At 39.0% G+C, this 18350-nt stretch carries 17 protein-coding genes; 11 read left to right on the plus strand and 6 right to left on the minus strand.

What is annotated here, in order from left to right; genetic code table 11:
• Positions 1-79 precede the first annotated feature (79 nt).
• The 6 genes from EPA86_RS08620 to EPA86_RS08645 are packed head-to-tail and all read left to right on the plus strand — an operon-like array spanning position 80 to position 6951.
• Positions 80-1225 (plus strand): Gfo/Idh/MocA family protein, encoded by a 1146-nt coding sequence (locus EPA86_RS08620; protein WP_425462567.1) that lies wholly within the window; start codon positions 80-82, stop codon positions 1223-1225.
• Positions 1226-1236: 11 nt separating this feature from the next.
• On the plus strand, positions 1237-2313 hold the full coding sequence (locus EPA86_RS08625; protein WP_140603030.1) for a sugar phosphate isomerase/epimerase family protein: 1077 nt from the start codon (positions 1237-1239) through the stop codon (positions 2311-2313).
• Positions 2306-3550, plus strand: a complete 1245-nt coding sequence (locus EPA86_RS08630; RefSeq protein ID WP_140603031.1) for an MFS transporter — start codon at positions 2306-2308, stop codon at positions 3548-3550. Before EPA86_RS08625 ends, EPA86_RS08630 begins: the two co-directional genes overlap by 8 nt.
• A gap of 25 nt (positions 3551-3575) precedes the next feature.
• Positions 3576-4244 (plus strand): gluconate 2-dehydrogenase subunit 3 family protein, encoded by a 669-nt coding sequence (locus EPA86_RS08635; protein ID WP_140603032.1) that lies wholly within the window; start codon positions 3576-3578, stop codon positions 4242-4244.
• A gap of 39 nt (positions 4245-4283) precedes the next feature.
• Entirely contained in the window at positions 4284-6002 is a 1719-nt protein-coding gene (locus EPA86_RS08640; RefSeq protein WP_140603033.1) for a GMC oxidoreductase, read from the plus strand.
• Positions 6003-6039: 37 nt separating this feature from the next.
• Positions 6040-6951, plus strand: coding sequence for a sugar phosphate isomerase/epimerase family protein (locus tag EPA86_RS08645; RefSeq protein WP_246058318.1), 912 nt, complete (start codon positions 6040-6042; stop codon positions 6949-6951).
• A 65-nt stretch (positions 6952-7016) separates the two neighbouring features.
• Here the strand turns inward: EPA86_RS08645 and yiaA are convergent, their stop codons facing one another.
• The 3 genes from yiaA to EPA86_RS08660 form a co-directional block, all read right to left on the minus strand.
• Complete coding sequence (yiaA, locus tag EPA86_RS08650; RefSeq protein ID WP_140603034.1) at positions 7017-7490, minus strand: inner membrane protein YiaA; 474 nt, start codon at positions 7488-7490, stop codon at positions 7017-7019.
• A 157-nt stretch (positions 7491-7647) separates the two neighbouring features.
• Complete coding sequence (locus EPA86_RS08655) at positions 7648-9015, minus strand: alpha/beta hydrolase (RefSeq protein WP_140603035.1); 1368 nt, start codon at positions 9013-9015, stop codon at positions 7648-7650.
• A 10-nt stretch (positions 9016-9025) separates the two neighbouring features.
• Positions 9026-9763 carry a helix-turn-helix domain-containing protein gene (locus EPA86_RS08660; RefSeq protein ID WP_140603036.1) on the minus strand — a complete coding sequence of 246 codons (738 nt, stop codon included), beginning with the start codon at positions 9761-9763 and terminating at the stop codon, positions 9026-9028.
• A 144-nt stretch (positions 9764-9907) separates the two neighbouring features.
• Here EPA86_RS08660 and EPA86_RS08665 point away from each other — a divergent pair, with 144 nt between their 5' ends.
• Together EPA86_RS08665 and EPA86_RS08670 are read left to right on the plus strand one after the other, a co-directional pair.
• On the plus strand, positions 9908-10423 hold the full coding sequence (locus tag EPA86_RS08665; protein ID WP_246058319.1) for a hypothetical protein: 516 nt from the start codon (positions 9908-9910) through the stop codon (positions 10421-10423).
• Positions 10423-11253, plus strand: a complete 831-nt coding sequence (locus tag EPA86_RS08670) for a DUF2145 domain-containing protein (protein WP_246058320.1) — start codon at positions 10423-10425, stop codon at positions 11251-11253. Before EPA86_RS08665 ends, EPA86_RS08670 begins: the two co-directional genes overlap by 1 nt.
• 101 nt (positions 11254-11354) lie before the next feature.
• On the opposite strand, the gene pyrE is transcribed toward EPA86_RS08670, so the two are convergent.
• From pyrE to EPA86_RS08685, 3 genes are all read right to left on the minus strand, one after another.
• Positions 11355-12020, minus strand: coding sequence for an orotate phosphoribosyltransferase (pyrE, locus tag EPA86_RS08675; RefSeq protein ID WP_140603037.1), 666 nt, complete (start codon positions 12018-12020; stop codon positions 11355-11357).
• A 28-nt stretch (positions 12021-12048) separates the two neighbouring features.
• Positions 12049-12762 carry a ribonuclease PH gene (rph, locus tag EPA86_RS08680; protein WP_140603038.1) on the minus strand — a complete coding sequence of 238 codons (714 nt, stop codon included), beginning with the start codon at positions 12760-12762 and terminating at the stop codon, positions 12049-12051.
• A gap of 138 nt (positions 12763-12900) precedes the next feature.
• A complete protein-coding gene (locus EPA86_RS08685; RefSeq protein ID WP_140603039.1) occupies positions 12901-14883 on the minus strand; it encodes a CHASE3 domain-containing protein in 1983 nt (660 codons plus the stop codon).
• Positions 14884-15318: 435 nt separating this feature from the next.
• Between EPA86_RS08685 and EPA86_RS08690 the strand changes: the two genes are divergently transcribed.
• The 3 genes from EPA86_RS08690 to EPA86_RS08700 are packed head-to-tail and all read left to right on the plus strand — an operon-like array spanning position 15319 to position 18284.
• Positions 15319-15888: a thioredoxin family protein gene (locus EPA86_RS08690; RefSeq protein ID WP_140603040.1), complete on the plus strand. Its 570-nt coding sequence runs from the start codon at positions 15319-15321 to the stop codon at positions 15886-15888.
• A gap of 3 nt (positions 15889-15891) precedes the next feature.
• A complete protein-coding gene (locus EPA86_RS08695) occupies positions 15892-16545 on the plus strand; it encodes a gluconate 2-dehydrogenase subunit 3 family protein (RefSeq protein WP_140603041.1) in 654 nt (217 codons plus the stop codon).
• Positions 16545-18284: a GMC family oxidoreductase gene (locus EPA86_RS08700; RefSeq protein WP_140603042.1), complete on the plus strand. Its 1740-nt coding sequence runs from the start codon at positions 16545-16547 to the stop codon at positions 18282-18284. Before EPA86_RS08695 ends, EPA86_RS08700 begins: the two co-directional genes overlap by 1 nt.
• Positions 18285-18350: the final 66 nt, after the last annotated feature.

Consider the following 18350-nt stretch of genomic DNA (forward strand, 5'->3'; position numbering starts at 1 on the left):
TTTTATCCTACCCTATTTCTATAAAATAATCTTATGCTTTAACCTCATTCAATAATTCTATATGACATTTTCAATGACAATGGTAAAACTTAAAATGGGTATGGTGGGTGGTGGTCAAGGTGCTTTTATTGGTGCCGTGCACCGAATAGCAGCACAGCTTGATAACCAAATAGAGCTTGTTTGCGGTGCTTTCAATCAAAACCCTGACGATACTATCGCTTCTGGTTTATCTTTTGGTTTGCCAAAAAATCGATGTTATGCCTCGTATAAAGAAATGTTCATTGAAGAGCAAAAACTTCCTGACACAGAGCGCATGGATTTAGTCGCCATAGTTACGCCTAATCACCTACATTACGATATTGCCACACTCGCCATTGAACATGGTTTTCACGTTATATCAGACAAGCCTGCTACACTAAATTTAAACCAAGTCATCGCATTGAGCGAAACGTTAGCAAAGCATAATAGTTTATATGCGCTAACACATACTTACTCTGGCTACCCTATGATTAAAGAAGCCAAGCACCGTATTAAACAAGATGAACTCGGCGAAATCAGAAAAATTGTCGTTAATTATCCGCAAGGCTGGCTTTCTCAACCCACTGACGAAAACAACAAGCAGGCGGCATGGCGTTTAAATCCAGAAATGGCTGGTATTAGTTGTTGTATTGCTGATATTGGTGTTCATGGCGCGCATCTAGCTGAGTACATAAGTGGCTTAACTATTTCACATGTTTGCGCTGACTTAACCACTACCGTTGCAGGCCGTTATTTAGATGATGATGGCACAGTAATGCTTCGCTTTAGCAATGGTGCAAAAGGCGTATTACTAGCCAGCCAAATTGCCACGGGTGAAGAAAACAATTTAACAATATCTCTCTATGGCGAAAAAGCCAGTTTGCATTGGTCACAAGAATCCCCCAACAGCTTAATTAAGAAATATCCTAATCAATCAAGTGAAATTATACGTACAGGTGTTGGCAACTTATGTGCAATAACACAAAGCAATACGCGTTTACCTGCAGGTCACCCAGAAGGTTATATCGAAGCCTTTGCTAATATTTATCTCAACTTTGCCCAACAGATTCACGCATTAAAGCATCAACTTGTACCACCTACGTCAGCCCTAGATGTCCCTGATATAAAGGATGCTATCCGGGGTATGACATTCATTGAACGTGTTGTGCAAGCCAGTGAGTCAGATCAAAAGTGGCACAAAATATAATGAGTAAACCAATGAACAAAATTCAAGGCCCAGCCATCTTCTTAGCTCAATTTATGAGTGATGAAGTGCCCTTCAACAATTTAAACAACCTCTGCAAATGGGCAGCGAGTTTAGGGTATAAAGCTATACAGTTACCGACTAATGACCCTGAGATATTCCATTTAGAAAAAGCCGCACGCAGTCAACATTACTGTGATGAGATCATAGCGATTGCTGCAGAGCATAACATTGTTATTTCAGAACTGTCGACGCACATTCAAGGACAACTTGTTGCCCTGCACCCAGCGTATACAGAAATGTTTTCAGCTTTTATTCCCGAACATTTGCAAAATGATCATCAAGCCATTACCCAGTGGGCAACAAGCCAATTATTATGCGCTGCCCAAGCCAGTATGCGCTTAGGGTTAAAAGCACACGCCACCTTCTCTGGTGCATTAATGTGGCATACGGTCTACCCGTGGCCGCAGCGGCCAGCAGGCTTAGTGGATTTGGGTTTTGAAGAATTAGCCAATCGCTGGCTGCCAATACTCGATGCCTTTGATGATGCCGATGTTGATGTTTGCTTTGAGTTGCACCCAGGAGAAGATTTGCACGACGGCGCCAGTTTTGAGCAATTCTTAATTCATACCAACAACCATCCACGTGCCAATATTTTGTATGATCCAAGCCACTTTGTTCTACAACAGTTAGATTACTTAGCGTTTATCGATATTTATCATGAGCGCATAAAAGCATTTCACGTAAAGGATGCTGAGTTCAATCCTACTGGCCGAAGCGGTGTCTATGGCGGCTATGCTCCTTGGCAAGAGCGCGCTGGTCGTTTTCGCTCATTAGGTGACGGCCAAATTGATTTCTCTGCAATTTTTAGCAAGTTAACCCAATATGGTTACAGTGGCTGGGCAGTGCTTGAGTGGGAATGTTGTATAAAACACCCAGAAGATGGTGCCAAAGAAGGGGCAAACTTTATTAAAAAGCACATCATTAGGCCAACAGATAAAGCCTTTGACGACTTTGCTGGCGGTCATAGTAACGCAGACTTGAACAGAAAAATTCTTGGTTTAACATCAGAGGTAGCTGACGATGGATAATACAACTCAAAGTAGAGCATTGTTTATCGCTTCCTGTTTTGCCTTACTCGTTACTGCTATGACCTTTGCTATTCGTGCAGGAATGTTATCGCAATTGGGACAAGATTTTGCCTTAAGTGACAGTCAATTAGGCTGGGTTAATGCGATGGCATTCTTGGGTTTTCCTGTGGCAACTTTGCTAGGTGGCTTGCTCTATAATACGCTCGGTGCGAAGAAATTATTAATAATCGCCTTTAGCTTTCATCTGCTTGGGTTAATTTTAACTATTACTGCTACAGGCTTTCTCGCTTTACTTATTTCAACCTTTTTTATCGGATTTGCTAATGGTGCGGTTGAAGCAGGTTGTAACCCGCTAATTACCTCACTTTACCCTAAACAAAAAACCACCATGTTGAATCGTTTTCATGTGTGGTTCCCTGGCGGTATTGTTGTCGGTGCACTTTGTTCACAATTTATGACTGATCTTGGCTTTAATTGGCAAAGCCAAGTCGCCATTATGATTATACCAACCTTAATTTATGGTGTTATGGTATTCAAAATTGCCTTTCCAGAAAAAGCAGAGGAAGTTGTTAATACTAAGCCGCTTTCAACCTTAGATAATTGCAAAGCCTTAATGTCACCATTATTCATTTTTATGCTCTTTTGTATGACATTAACCGCAACAACAGAACTTGCAACACAGCAATGGATAGAGAGAATCCTCGGTGCATCAGGTGTTTCTCCTATGCTAATTATGGCAATGATTACCGGTGTTATGGCCATAGGTCGTTACTTTGCCGGCCCTATTGTTAAACGATTAAATCCACTGGGTGTCTTATTTACCTCTGCCATGTTGGCTTTTGTGGGTATTTCACTAATGAGCAAGGCAACGGGAGTTCACGTGTACTTGTCGGCATTATGTTTTGCGCTTGGCGTAACTTATTTCTGGCCAACCATGTTAGGGTTTGTCGCAGAAAAAATGCCTGAAACAGGTGCACTGGGCTTATCGCTAATGGGCGGCGCTGGTATGTTTGCCGTAAGTATTTGGAATCCCATTATTGGCCACTGGATTGATCAAGCAAAAACTAATGCTGCAACAGCAACTACAGCGCAAAATATTGACCTGCTCGCAGGTCAATCTGTGTTATCGAGCTTGAGCCTTTTCCCGTTAGTTTTAATCGCTGCTTTTGGATTATTATGGATAAAGACATATAAGAGGTCGACGATATCAGCTTCACAGGCTGAGTCTACTAGCTAATTTAACGCATACTTTATAAGACATTATGAATACTGATAAGCAAAAGCGTAAAACACCACTAAACCAAACTCAGCCTGATCAAATAACAGATCAGGCTAAACGGCAATTCATAACAGGACTAGGTAAATGTTTTGGTATGGGGTTAGTGACGACAATATCGACAAACCTTATCAGTAATAATGCACTAGCTTTTGCACTTAACTATCAAGCCAAGCCCTTAACAGCCTTAAGTAAAGGAAAACTATTTTCCCTTAATGAAATGAAGCTACTTGCTGATATTTGCGCGTTAACTATTCCGGCAACTGAAACACCAAGTGCTGCCGATATTGATACCCACGGTTTTATCGATAATCAATTATTCTATTGCGCAAAAAAAGCAGAGCAGCATCAAGTTATTGCCATTTTAGCTATGATTGAACAACAAGCTCAAACTCATTATCAGCAAGATTTTATGCAACTTAGCGAAAAAAATAAAGTGCAATTATTAACCAAAATAGAACAAGGCACATTGCCATATTCATCAAAAAATAGAGCCGATATAAAACAATTAAAAGCATTAATCTGTTTTGGTTACTACACCTCAGAAATAGGTGCTTCACATGAGTTAATTTATCAAAAAGTTCCCAATGGTTTTAAGGGGTCAATTAGTTATAAAAAAGGACAAGCAGGTTATGGCTCTTTGGCTTATTACTAACGCTTATGAGATCAGTTTCAACGTACCGAGTAAGATGTTATGACAATATATGTAAAAGAGAGCCAGCAAATTTATGATGCCATCGTAATTGGTTCTGGTATTACTGGGGGATGGGCCGCTAAAGAGTTTTGTCAGCGAGGGTTAAAAACACTCATGATTGAACGAGGCCGTATCGTCGAGCATAGAAAAGACTATATTGGGGAAGGCAAGGCACCTTGGGATTTACCTTTTCGCTCAAAAGTACCACTGAGCCTCATTGAAGAACAGCACTCAGTACAAAAGAAGTGCTACGCCTTTAATGATGCCACTAAGCATTTTTTTGGCAATGATCGCGATTTACCTTTTCAAACAGCTAAAGGGACAGACTTTTGGTGGATCAGAGCTAATCAACTTGGTGGGAAATCTTTGCTGTGGCATCGTTACTCGTATCGACTCAGTGACTATGATTTCAACGCGAATAAACTTGATGGCTATGGCACTGATTGGCCCTTACGTTATAACGACCTCAAAGACTGGTATAGCCTAGTTGAAAAGCATGTAGGTATTTGCGGACAAAAAGAAAATCTACCGCAATTACCCGACAGTGAGTTTTTACCACCATTTGATATGACCAAGCCAGAGCAGTTTGTTAAAAGCAAAATTGAAGCTGCTTTTCCTGACAGGCGTGTTATTCATGGCAGACAAGCTCATTTAACTAAACCAAGCAAAATACACCTTGAACAAGGCCGAGGCCAGTGCATGGCAAGGAATGAATGCCAAAAAGGTTGCTCTTTTGGCGCTTATTTTTCCACCCAAAGTTCAACCTTACCTGCGGCGAGTGAAACGGGAAATTTATCTATAGCGCCAAATAGTGTTGTACACAGCTTAATTTATGATGAAAAAACTAATCGCTTAAAAGGGGTAAGAGTCATTGATAATGATGATTTAACTGAGCGTGAATATTTTGCAAAAGTCATCTTTGTTTGTGCCTCAACTTTAGGCTCGACGCAAATATTACTTAACACAACCTCAGCTAAGTTCCCTCATGGCATTGCCAACAGCTCAGGCGTTTTGGGACACTATTTAATGGATCACAATTATAACGCGTGGGCCAATGCCGATATTGAAGGCTTTGATAACGAGTTTTACTCTGGTCGTCGTCCTGGAGGCATTTATATTCCTAATTTTTATTTCCAGCCTGATAAAAAACGCCCTTTCCTTCGTGGCTATGGCATGTCTGCTGGAGCTTATCGTGAAGCTTGGGATGACTTGCAAGCAAGTGATGGCTTTGGTGTTGATTTCAAAAATACACTCAAACAACCAGGTAAATGGAAGTTTTATTTAGGTGCTCAAGGGGAAATGCTGCCACGCTTTGAAAATCAGGTGAAATTACATCCAACCTTAAAAGACAAATGGGGTATTCCCCAACTAGAGATTAACTGCACTTTTTCCGAAAATGAAACACTTATGATGCAAGATGCTGCTGAACAAGGCGCTCACATGCTAAAAACAATTGGCTTAACAAATGTAAAAAGTGGTGTTCGCGATAAACCTCCAGGATCAGGCATTCATGAACTGGGTACAGCTCGAATGGGCAGAGATCCAAAAACCTCTGTACTCAATGGTTTTAATCAAAGCCACGATGTACCGAATTTATTTGTTACTGACGGTGCTAGTTTTTGTTCTTCCGCTGTACAAAATCCCAGCCTAACATTTATGGCCTTAACCGTTCGCGCGGTTAATTATGCTGTACAAGAGTTAAATGCCAAACGCCTATAACCTATTCATAAAAATAACATTATCAAAGGTAACTATAATGCAAAGAAAATTAATTCAACTCGTTTCAGCAATAGGTATGAGCTGCTTACTATTAAGCGCTTGCCAAGATAGTTTTACAAACAGCAGCGCTGAGCAAGCTAAAACTAAGAGTCAAACAACCATGCAAGATATTCCGAAAATAAGTGTGCAATTATGGTCAGTTAATGAAGACCTTGCCAAAGACTTTAAGAACACAATGACCGAAATAGCAAGCATGGGCTTTACCGCGGTTGAGTTCGCTGGCGATTTTGGTCCATACGAAAATGACCCGAAAGGTTTAGTACAATTTTTAGATTCTTTAAACCTTAAGGTCAGTGGTGCTCACGTACCAATGCGCAAATTAACGGCCGATAAATTTGATGAAACTGTCGATTTTTATCAAGCCATAGGTACACCGATGATCTTAGTACCCAGCGATAAACGTGCCGAAAAAGCAGAAACCATTAACGCATTCGTGACAGAACTAAATGCTGTCGCAAAAAAAATGCGCGCTCGTGGCATCGGCTTTGGCTTTCATAACCATGATCGCGAACTAGTACCATATAAAAACTCTACCTTTTGGGATTATATTGCCGAAAACACTCAACAAGACTTTATTTTGCAATTGGATGTTGGCTGGGTGCAATATGCGCAAAAAGATCCAGTAATGTACGTTCAACGCTACCCTAATAGAACGGTAACGACTCATTACAAAGCGAAATATACTGATGATGTGAAAAACAAAAAGCCACTAATTGGCCAAGACATTACCGACTGGAAAGCAGTATTGAAAGCGAATATTGCAGTGGGTGGAACACAATGGCTTGTGGTAGAACAAGAAGAATACCCAGATGGCTTAACTCCCCTTGAAGCGGTACGAATATCTAAACAAGGTTTAGATGAGATTATTAACGAGCTAATCACTCATTAATTCAAGATTACTTAAATAATACAGACAAAAAGGGCGACTTAATCTTACTTAAGTCGCCCTTTTCATTATTCTTCAAAAACGATATCTGTATCTTGTTTACTGTCTGTATTTGTCTCATTCGCCCAAGCTTTATCTCGAATATTTTTTTGCATAACAACCACTGAGAATACACTTAACGTATAGGCCATCGCGTAAAAGCCCTTCTCACTTAATAAAAGCTCGGCATTATACAAACCTAAAACCAGCAAACTTATGGCAATTGCTGAAGACGCCCAACAAATACGTGTGTAGATTTTTGATGTTTTAATCCCTTCACGTTCATCTCGTACCGCTTTTTGAACTGATACCATTGAGAATAAACCAAACAAAAGAATGATTAAGTAATAGCCTTTTTCATTTAGCGCCATATCCGCATTGTATAAGCCAATTCCGTAAGCAAAACTTCCGATAATTAATGCTGCTACTGAAGCTAATATATATGATTTTGTTGGAATAGTTGCTTGAGTTATTGTTTTAGCCGTTTCATTTGCTGTTGTCATGATTGATTCCTTTTAAGTGTTTCTTGTTGTTGACGAGAGACACTATGAATCAAAGATAACAGTAAATAAACTTTGCTGTAACAAGTCGATTCAAATACAGCCAAAGGTATCTTTATACTATACTTTAAGTTGCATTCGACTGGTTAACTCTTGTCGTTTACTCAATCGCGGCAATAAAACCTTTTAATGATGTCAACATTGCTTGGTAATGCGGATTATATGTTAAGCGCTGCATGACTTTGATGTTAGCAAGGTTTTCTTCTGTCAATTCACCTTTCACTACCCCTTCATTGGTTTTACAGGCACTAAAAAGAGCAATATCCTTAATATAATGCTCACAATTACGATATTGTCCAAGTACACCATAGTGTGGGTTTTCAGGAGAGTTTGTCGTTGCGGTATGAGCAATATCTACAATTTTTTCACATAAAGGGTTAGTTTCACATGTGGGGTTAATCACGCTAATGCTTTGCTGTATTGCTTCAGGAATGCTGTCTTTATCCCCATAAAAAACAAAGCGGCTCGGATCATCATTTGCGCTTACTTTTCCTTGCTGCCACTCATCCACTAACACAAAGGTTTGCTTTGTCTCTATGGTTTGATCGTGCTCACTAGCTACAAGAAATAACGGAATATCATGCATTTTTCGCTTACTAGACGCATTTTCTCCAACAATGCGGCTCATCAAACTATGCACTTGTGCAGCAGCGTTATAAGGAAACGATTCATATTTGGCAAAATCAGCATCCATTGATAAATCAATCCAATCAACAAACGGAATATAATCAACATATTGCGCTAACCAAGCCATATCACTTTTTGCTTTTGATGCAGGAGACCACATAAACAGGCCAGCAATCTTTTTATCAATAGTATCTTTATGCATGAAATAATCGAAAATTAATGCACCTCCTGTAGAAAACCCACCTAAATAGACTTGATCAAAATCTCGCACAGTGCGTTCAATGCCATATTTTGCTGCCAGTTGCCAATCTCGATAACTAACATGTCTCAATGCGCTCGGAGCCGTTCCATGACCAGGTAAAAGCAGGGTCCTTACCGTAAACCCCTGTTGATAGAAAAACTGTGCTAAATCATGATAAGAATATGGGGAGTCGGTTAAACCATGGATTAATAGTACCGCCTTTTTAGTATCAGGCTGTGCTAACTCAAAAGGGGCAATAAGCTGGGCTATAGTCGGTTCTTTAGGCCAGCTGTTTACTGTAGCAAGTTGATTAAAGGTTTTGCTATAAATTGGACAAGGTAGCTCAGCCCTGGGGTTTTTTGATTCAATAAGCTGATAACTATATTGAATATACTGCTCAAAACTTAAATCAGGTGAAAAACTAAACTCAATTTCCTTACCTGCTGCTGGGTAGTGACTTTCTCGATATTTACCTGCAGCAATATGTTGTTCTATCGCTTTTGGCTCAAAAGAAAAGTCCAAACATGTTGCTTGCTTGGCGAATAATGTCGGCGAGATAAATATTAATAAGCCGATAAATAATTGACTAAATAGGTTCATGTATATTCCTTTATATTGGTTTTCTTAACTTAGCAAACGGTGTGTATTCCCATGGTCGCATGGCGCACAACATACCAACGTGCTTTCTTTTATCTAGCGGAATTTTCGCATCTTCTTGATTAAGTAGCGCAGCCTCTTTTGTTAATTGATTAAGTTTACGCTGAATAATATCAATAGAAGATTGCGAATAAGTACCTCGTAAATAAAAGCGAAAGTTATTTTCACCTTTAAAGCGTGAGTGCATAAATTCACTAAAGACATCGGTGGCAATATTTTGCTCAAGTGGTCCATCAGGTATCCAACGAAAATCTTGTGCAATTAGCAACTTGTATTCATTATTAGGCAATAACTGAATCATCTTAAGCTTATCTAGCTTTGCTAATAAACGGATACATTCATGTTCTGTTATTTGATAATACTTAAGAATATCTGAAAACGTCCACGAGTCTTTTACACACACCGCAACTAAAAATAGTTTGGTATCAGACACCAGCTCTTTTTCTTGCTCTGGCGTTAGTTGCGATATTTGATCTTGCTGCTTTTCTGCAATTAAAAATAGATCAGATAAGCTTAAATTTAATAACTGACATATCTCTTCTAAACGATCTAAAGCAAAAGATTGCGTAGAAAAAATACGTTTCACATTGGCTTCACTCATCGACAAGTGCTTAGCAATATCTTTATAGGTAATGTGTTGCTGACGTAACAACGCCTTCAAGGTGTTGCTTATCTGTTTAATTTGGCTCATAACAGCCTTAAGGTATATTTATATAATACTTTTAGTGGCATTACAGTATACACAAGACAACATAGTTTACACAAACAATCCTTACTCATATATTTGCTGTCAGTTAGCAAGGGCTAGCAACTCAAACAAATAAGGAAAATAACTATGTTTACTTCTAACACCATGACTAAAATTCAAATTACTACTAAGCAGCTGACTTCTAAAAGCTTTCTAAACAACATTGTCGCAATTCTATTAACATGTTCATTGTCTACCAATGCCATTGCCGCTGACTCTGCTCAACATACTAGTAAGGCAGGTAAACATTCCGCACTAGCAACATCGCATGGTGTAGCGTCAACAGCAAAAGTTGCAGCTGCAGTGGTAGCTGTACCAGTAGCAGTTTCAGGAGGCGCTATGCTCGGCACTGGCGTAGTGAGTGCCGGAGCAGGCTCTGAAAAAGTAGGCAGTCAAGTTGCCTTATCTGGCGCAGTAACAATGAGCGCAGCAGCTCAAGCAGTCCACAGTATTAAATATGAACATAAAGATGAATTAATAATCTCTGATATCACAATCACCGCAGATCCTGCTCCACAAACTGTAATGCAACAAAATAAAACGGAAACGACTAAAACTACAGTTACCACTAAGACAACTATTAAAACAACGGAGCAAAAATAATGAGAGACTTCAACTTATTTACTACAGCAAAATACGCTATTTTTGCACTATCTTTGATGATTATTGCCAGTATCACCACAGCACATGCTGGCAGCACGCAAATAGCAGAGCCTAAGCATTCTGTTAAAGAGATAACCACCTTTGCTAAACAAGTGGAAAAATATGCTGCTAAACAAGGTGCTAGAGCTTTTATTATTGCTAGAATGGGGCGCCCAAAGAAGGACTTACCTAAAGGTATTAGTTTTACTCACACTGCAATTGCCGTGTATTCAGACATTCAATTAGGTAACGGGAAAACTGCCAGAGGCTATGCTATTCATAACCTTTATCAAAATGAAGGACAGTTAGACACCAGCTCATTAGTTATTGACTACCCAACTGATTTCTTTTGGGGCGCTGAAGAGTTGAAGGCTGGCATTATCATTCCAAGCCAAGAACTACAGCATAGGTTAATTGAAGCAATAACCTCGGGAACGCATAGAACAGTACACAATAGTAACTACTCTGTTATTGCCAACCCTTTTAATAGTCAGTTCCAAAATTGTACTGAACATACTTTAGATGTGATCAATGCTTCAATTTACCAAACCACTAATATTAAACGATTAAAGCGTAATGCTAAAAGTTATTTTCAACCACAACGAGTACAAACAAGTCGATTTAAATTAATGCTAGGCAGCGCCTTTATGGATGATGTCACAACAAAAGACCATGATGGTAAAGTTTACACCACAACCTTTACCACCATTGCCAAGTACTTAAAGAAAAATCAATTAATGCAATCGAGTGTGGTATTTAATCAGCAAGGAAATGCGATAAAGTTGATATAAAGACTTAGATACATCGACGCAATAAAAAAGCCTTTAAACGTTCATGTTCAAAGGCTTTTTTAAATTAACTGTACTGATTAGTTAACTTTCAAACAGTACAGTTAAATACCGTAATCTAGGCGATATTTATTAATACTCGCTAAGCTTGTCTCTAATTCTTCAGCATTGGCAGGTTTTGCCGATAACTTCTCTTCAAGATAAGTGACCACATCGGCAAGTTTCACTATTGATACCACTTGCGTACCAAAATCACGCTCTACTTCTTGAATTGCTGATAATTCGCCTTGGCCTTTTTCTTGGCGATCAAGTGCAATTAACACACCTGATAACTCAGCATCATGAGCTTTAATGATTTCCATTGATTCACGAATCGCCGTACCTGCGGTGATAACATCATCAACTAACATGACTTTACCGTTTAGATCAGCACCCACTAATGAACCACCTTCACCGTGAGTTTTTGCTTCTTTACGGTTAAAACAGTATGGAACATCCAAGTTATGCTGATCAAATAACGCAACCGTTGTGGTAGTAGCAATTGGAATGCCTTTATAAGCTGGGCCAAAGACCAAATCAAAATCAATGTTTGAATCAACCAAGGCAGCAGCATAAAAGCGACCTAAACGTGCTAAATCGCCACCCGTTTTAAATAAACCAGCATTAAAAAAGTATGGGCTTGTACGGCCTGATTTTAAGGTGAATTCGCCAAAACGTAATACTTGCTTCTCTAGTGCAAACTCAATAAATTCGCGTTGATAATCTTTCATGTGCAAAGTTTCCTAAAGATTAATTAAATTAGCTTAATGCCGCTTTTTGTAAGTCAAATAACTCATTGATACCATCTTTGGCTAATTGCATCATAGCGTTCATCTCATCAAAGCTAAATGGCTCTTCTTCTGCCGTGCCTTGTACTTCAATTAACTTACCAGTATCTGTCATGACGACATTCATATCAGTTTCAGCGCATGAATCTTCATCGTAATCTAAATCAGCAACTGGCTCGCCTTTATAAACACCAACCGATACTGCAGCAATCATGTATTTTAATGGGTTTGTTTTGATTATATCTTTAGCGCGCATATAGTTAAGTGCATCAACCAAAGCAACACAAGCACCTGTAATAGAAGCAGTACGCGTCCCACCATCAGCTTGAATCACATCACAATCAACAGAAATGGTATTTTCGCCCAAAGCTTTTAAATCAACTGCGCCACGCAATGCACGAGCAATTAAACGAGATATTTCTAATGTACGGCCACTTTGTTTGCCAGAAGCTGCTTCACGACGCATACGGGTATGTGTTGAACGAGGTAACATACCGTATTCAGCAGTAACCCAACCTTTACCTTGGCCTTTTAAAAAGCGTGGTACACCTTCTTCAACCGATGCTGTACAAATGACTTTAGTATCACCAAACTCAATTAACACTGAGCCTTCAGCATGGCTGGTAAATTGACGAGTGATAGTGACTGGGCGAATTTGCCCTAATGTTCTGCCGCTTGGACGCATAATGTGATCTCATGAAGTAAATAATTGCTGCGCATTATAATAGGAACTTGGTGATATTGACATAATGGCGAGTAAAGATTTTAATTTTTAGCTAATTTTTGAGGGTAATTTATAATGAAGATCAGCGGATGTTTCTTCTTAGTTTTCCCTATTAAGCATTCGAATCGCTTGAACAATATCTTCAACGTTAATAGGTTTATTAATAAAATTATCCATGCCTGCATCGAAACATTTTTGCCTATCCTCAGCTAACACATTGGCTGTCATGGCGATTATTGTCGGGTGATTATCAGGTTGTAGTTCAATAATTTTATTGGTTGCAGTAACACCGTCCATCACCGGCATTTGCATATCCATAAACACAGTATCATAAACCTTACTTTGTACTGCTTGCACCCCCTCTTCACCATGGTTTGCGATGTCAACGCTATACCCCAGTTTTTCAAAGATTTTTCTAATAATTATTTGGTTTATTTTATTATCTTCAACCACCAAAATGCTAAGTGGAATTTCATCAGCAAGATTAGCATTAACTTGCAAAAGTTGTTGCTGATGGTTCGTTTGTTCCACGGCCTGTGTTTGCCTATGTACAACTGGCAATGTTAATTCAAAGCTAAAAGTAGAACCTTCACCAACCGTGCTTAATACAGATATATTACCTTGCATCTTTTCAACTAGCTTTGCACATATAATAAGGCCTAAGCCAGTCCCACCAAAATCTCTACTGATTGAAGTATCGACTTGAGAAAATGGCTTGAACAATTTTTCTTGATCTTCAACAGAAATACCAATCCCTTGATCTATCACGTTAAATAACAATTTGTCTTCATCAGTCCCTTTTTCTACAGCCTTAACAATCAGTTCAACAGTACCTTGAGCAGTAAACTTGATAGCATTGGATAGTAAATTTAATAAAATTTGCCTCAGGCGTAAGTTATCCCCCTCATAACTGGCTGCTAGTTCTTCATCTAGGGTAACCTTCAGTGTTAACCCCTTTTCTGAAGCGAGACTATCCAGCAAGAAAGTGACTTCTTCGATTAAACTCCTCAGATTAAAAGCTTGCTTATCTAGGCTGAGCTTGCCTGCTTCGAGTTTCGAAATATCTAAAATGTCATTAATAACAATCAACAAGCCATCACCGCATGAACGTATTGCCGAAGTATATTCCTGCTGCTCTTTATTTAGCTTAGAATTTTCAAGTAAGGTTAGCATGCCTAAAATACCATTCATCGGTGTTCGGATTTCATGTGACATATTGGCTAAAAAACTACTCTTAGTTTTAACTGCTTTCTCCATCTCATCCACAGCAAATTTAACCGCTAAACTCATGTTGTTGAATGCCTTAGCCAGTAATGAAAATTCATCATTGCCATGAAGCTCTATAACAGTTTGATAATCACCTTGTTCTATTTTAGTGGTACCAGACATTAACGTTTTAAGTTTTCTCGAAATATGTGAAGCAACCAATGCGGCTACAATAAGAGCGAGCAATAACGAAAGTAAGGTTCCTGCAATTACCACAAATAGAGTCTGACTTGCGGCTTGAGCTGACTCTTGCTGACGCCGTTTCATCAATGATTGCTCCATGGCATTAAAATTAGCCTTAATTGCTCTAATTTGATCAATAATATTTTTACCCGTTTGCAATTCAACCAACCTAACCACTTCAGCCATAACAAGTTCTGGCGACATACTGGTATCTTGACGAGCGGCTATCTCCACAAAAGCGGCTTCTTTGAGCCATTTTTTTTGTAGGCTTTCAATTTCCGTTAATCGTGCTACTTGCACAGGGTTATCTGAAACCAATCTTTTCAACGCCTTTAATTTCGACGTCCAAATCTCTCTTGCTGCAATATATGGCTGTAGAAACACCTCATTACCAGTAATTAAAAAGCCACGTTTACCCGTTTCCATATCAACCAATAATTTAATTAGCTCATTGCTGTCGGCCATGACTTGGTGAGTATGCTCAACCCAATGTGTTGTTTCAGTGTTTTTTTCAATACTGATATAGACAATTAGTGACACAGTTAACATCATTAAGAATGGTACTGTAACAGCAATAAGAATTTTGCTTTTAGTACTCAGGTTATCAAAAAAAGAATTCTGATTTTTTTCCAAGGCTACGTCCTAACTGTAATGTGATGGCTACTCGAAAATGTTAACAAGTAGATACTGACTAACAATTAATATTCAATATAGTTAAAAGCGACTAAAAAGATAGTTATGATAACCATTTCATTAAGGTAGTGAATATACTTTGTACAGACATGATCTTATCAACTTCCTAGCAGTAAAATTTTACTCGTGAAATCAACCCTGCACGTAGTTTGTAATATACACTATTGAATTGGCGGTGAATAACATTGGATTGATATATTTTAGCTGCTTAGAATACAAATTATACTCTCATGATAGATAATAAAAGATAAACCTGTAATACATTGTTAAGCAAGAGTCTCAGTGAAAATGATATAAATGTCATGCTGCTGAAAGATAAAACTAACAAGCAAGGTCATATCTGCTATAGACAAACACCAACACAAAGGCCATAGAATGAAGCTTACTATTTACCTGTTTTTGCTCAGCAGTCTAGCTGTACACTTTAATACTAATGCTGAGCCCAAAAGTATGCTTTCTTCAGATTTACCAGCATATAGCCAAATTTATGATGATACTCGTGATCCGTTTAAAGATGCTCGTAATGCCTTAGCCTTAGCTAAAGAAACTAATCGCCAAGTGTTAATAGAAATAGGCGGTAATTGGTGTACTTGGTGTCATAAAATGGATGATTTCTTAGCGAAAAACCCTGATATATTCCAAGCTCTACATGCTAATTACGTACTGTTAAAAATTAATGTCAGTGACAGCAATGAAAATGAAGCTTTCATGAGTGCCTTACCACCGGTATTAGGTTACCCACATATGTATGTTTCTACTGCGACTGGCAAAATGATCTTATCAAAGGATACCGCAGAACTACTCACAGGAAGTGAATACTCGCGAGAACAGTGGTTAACATTTATTGATAAATGGTCGCTTACCCAATGGCTGGCAAGTAGTGAAAATAACCTTCCTGCAACTAAAGGTAACACCTCAAACAACCAACAAAAAACTGAGGACTAATCGTTGAATATTATAAAGTCATTCTTTGATAAATCTTTCACTACGCCTGAATTTTTAAAAGAAAAACAACAAGCAAGACGAAGGTTACTTAAATCTGCCGCTGGTGTTTCTGCCCTAACCGTTTTACCCGTATGGACTGTTACCGCCAATCAACAAAAGCAACTTAACGCCTTAATTAAAACTGACCCTTGGCAAACACTCGACAGTGTAATGAATCACTTATTGCCTGTTTCCAAAACAGGTCCAAGTGCTGTAGAAATTCAAGCGATGGAGTTTTTATATAACTTGGTATTTGAACGTCCAACACCACAAGATGAAATTGACTTTATCTTCAAAGGTGTGGGTTGGTTAAATGGTTACACCCAGCAGCAACTCAACCGCTCATTTGTTTCATTAACTTTTGATGAAAAAGAAACAATGTTACGTGATATTAGTCAGTCTAATGCGGGTAGTAATTGGATCAACATGATGCTGACTAACTTATTAGAAGCTATGTTATCGCCACCAGCTTATGGCGGCAATCCTAACGGTATCGGCTGGCAATGGCTAGAGCATAAAGCAGGCTTTCCTTTGCCTGAAAAAGGACAACGTTATTTCGAATTACCTAAACGCGCTAGCATTATTAAACTATCGCGTTTATCAGAGGAAAACTCCTAATGGATTTTGATATTTGTATTGTTGGCTCTGGCGCTGGCGCTTCTCCAATTGCATACCGATTATCACAAGCTGGCGCGAAAGTTGTGGTATTAGAGAAAGGCCCATGGCTAACCGAAAAAGAATTCTTTAAAGACGAGCAAACCATCAGTTTACATGATGCTTACAACCCCTCATTAACTGATGAACAGCACGTAATAGAAGAAGAGTACCTCGACGATAATAATGAAAGCTATTGGCAAGGTGAATCAACCAGTGAATCAGGTTGGAGTTGGTGGAATGGCACAGTAGTTGGTGGCTCATCAAATTTTATGAGTGGTTACTTCCATCGCTTAAAACCAATAGATTTTCGTTTAAAGTCTGAGTTTGGTGATATTAAAGGTGCCAATGTTGCAGATTGGCCTATTAGCTACGATGAACTTGAACCGTTCTACGCTATGGTTGAAAAAGAAGTGGGGGTTTCTGGCAAAGCCGTAAAGCATCCGCATCAAGAACCACGCTCTACTGATTTTCCTTACCCTCCTGTTGCTGAATTACCTGTAGCTTCATGGATAGATCAAACCGCTTCAGAGATTGGTTTTCATGCTATTCCTGTCCCTAGAGCAATATTATCACAGCCAGATAAAGGTAGACGCAGTTGCGAATACTCAGGCTATTGCAGTAGCTATGGCTGCTCTTCTGGCGCCAAAGGTAGTGGTCGTGCCGCATTATTAAATCAAGCTGTTGCCTCAGGTAACTGCACCATCAAGCCAAACTCAAAAGTTTATAATATTGCCACCAACAAGGCAGGCGAAATAACGGCCGTACAGTTTTACGATGCTGTTGGTAAGCGACAACAAATAAGGGCCAAAATTTATGTTGTTGCCTGCCAAGCCGTAGAAACTTCACGCTTATTACTTGCGTCAAAAGGCGAAAAGTTCCCCTATGGCTTAGCAAATAATAATCAACAGGTAGGCAAAAATCTGCTTTTTAGTGGTGGTGGCACAGGCCAAGGTGACTTTCTTTATAATGAACTCAGTGATGAAAAAGTTGCGCAGTTAAAGCAAGTAGGTCCTTTTATCAATCGAGCATTACAAGATTGGTATCAAATTAACGATAAACAGTTTGCCAAAGCAAATGAAGGAATAAGCCCTACCGGACAAGCAAAAGGTGGCACCATAGACTTTCTTTTTCATCAAAACCCGATTGCACGAGCACAGGGCAGCCAATGGCAAGAAGATGACAATGGTGTTGAAAGCCTTGTGTGGGGAGAGCAACTTAAACAAGCACTGAAGCAAGAATTCACGACTTATAAAACCTTACGTTTCGAAGTGTTTAACGATTGGTTGCCCACTAACGACTGTTTTGTAAGCTTAGATGAAGACGTTACTGACAAATGGGGTGATCCTGTCGCTAAGGTACGTATTGGCTTTCATAATCATGACCTTGAAGTTGGTGCATTTTTGGCTGAAAAAGGCGAACAATTATTGACGGCTATGGGCGCTAAAAATGTTTCATCTTCAGTTAGCGGATATCCTTCGAGTAATTTAATGGCTGGCGGCTGTCGCTTTGGTAATGACCCAAAAACATCAGTATTAAATAAAAACTGTCAGGCTCATGAAGTAGAAAATCTCTATGTGACAGACGGCTCATTTATGCCAACAGGTGGCAGCGTACCTTATACCTTCACTATTTATGCAAACTCATTTAGGGTAGCTGAAAAAATCACTGAGCATTGGCAAGTTTTATCACAACAAAGCTAATTTTTTAGTTTTTGTGATACTTTTGTGAAGACTCATCTTCATACTTTATTTAGATAATATATTTAT

Origin of the sequence: Litorilituus lipolyticus (assembly GCF_006439335.1) — a bacterium.
Classification (GTDB): domain Bacteria; phylum Pseudomonadota; class Gammaproteobacteria; order Enterobacterales; family Alteromonadaceae; genus Colwellia; species Colwellia lipolytica.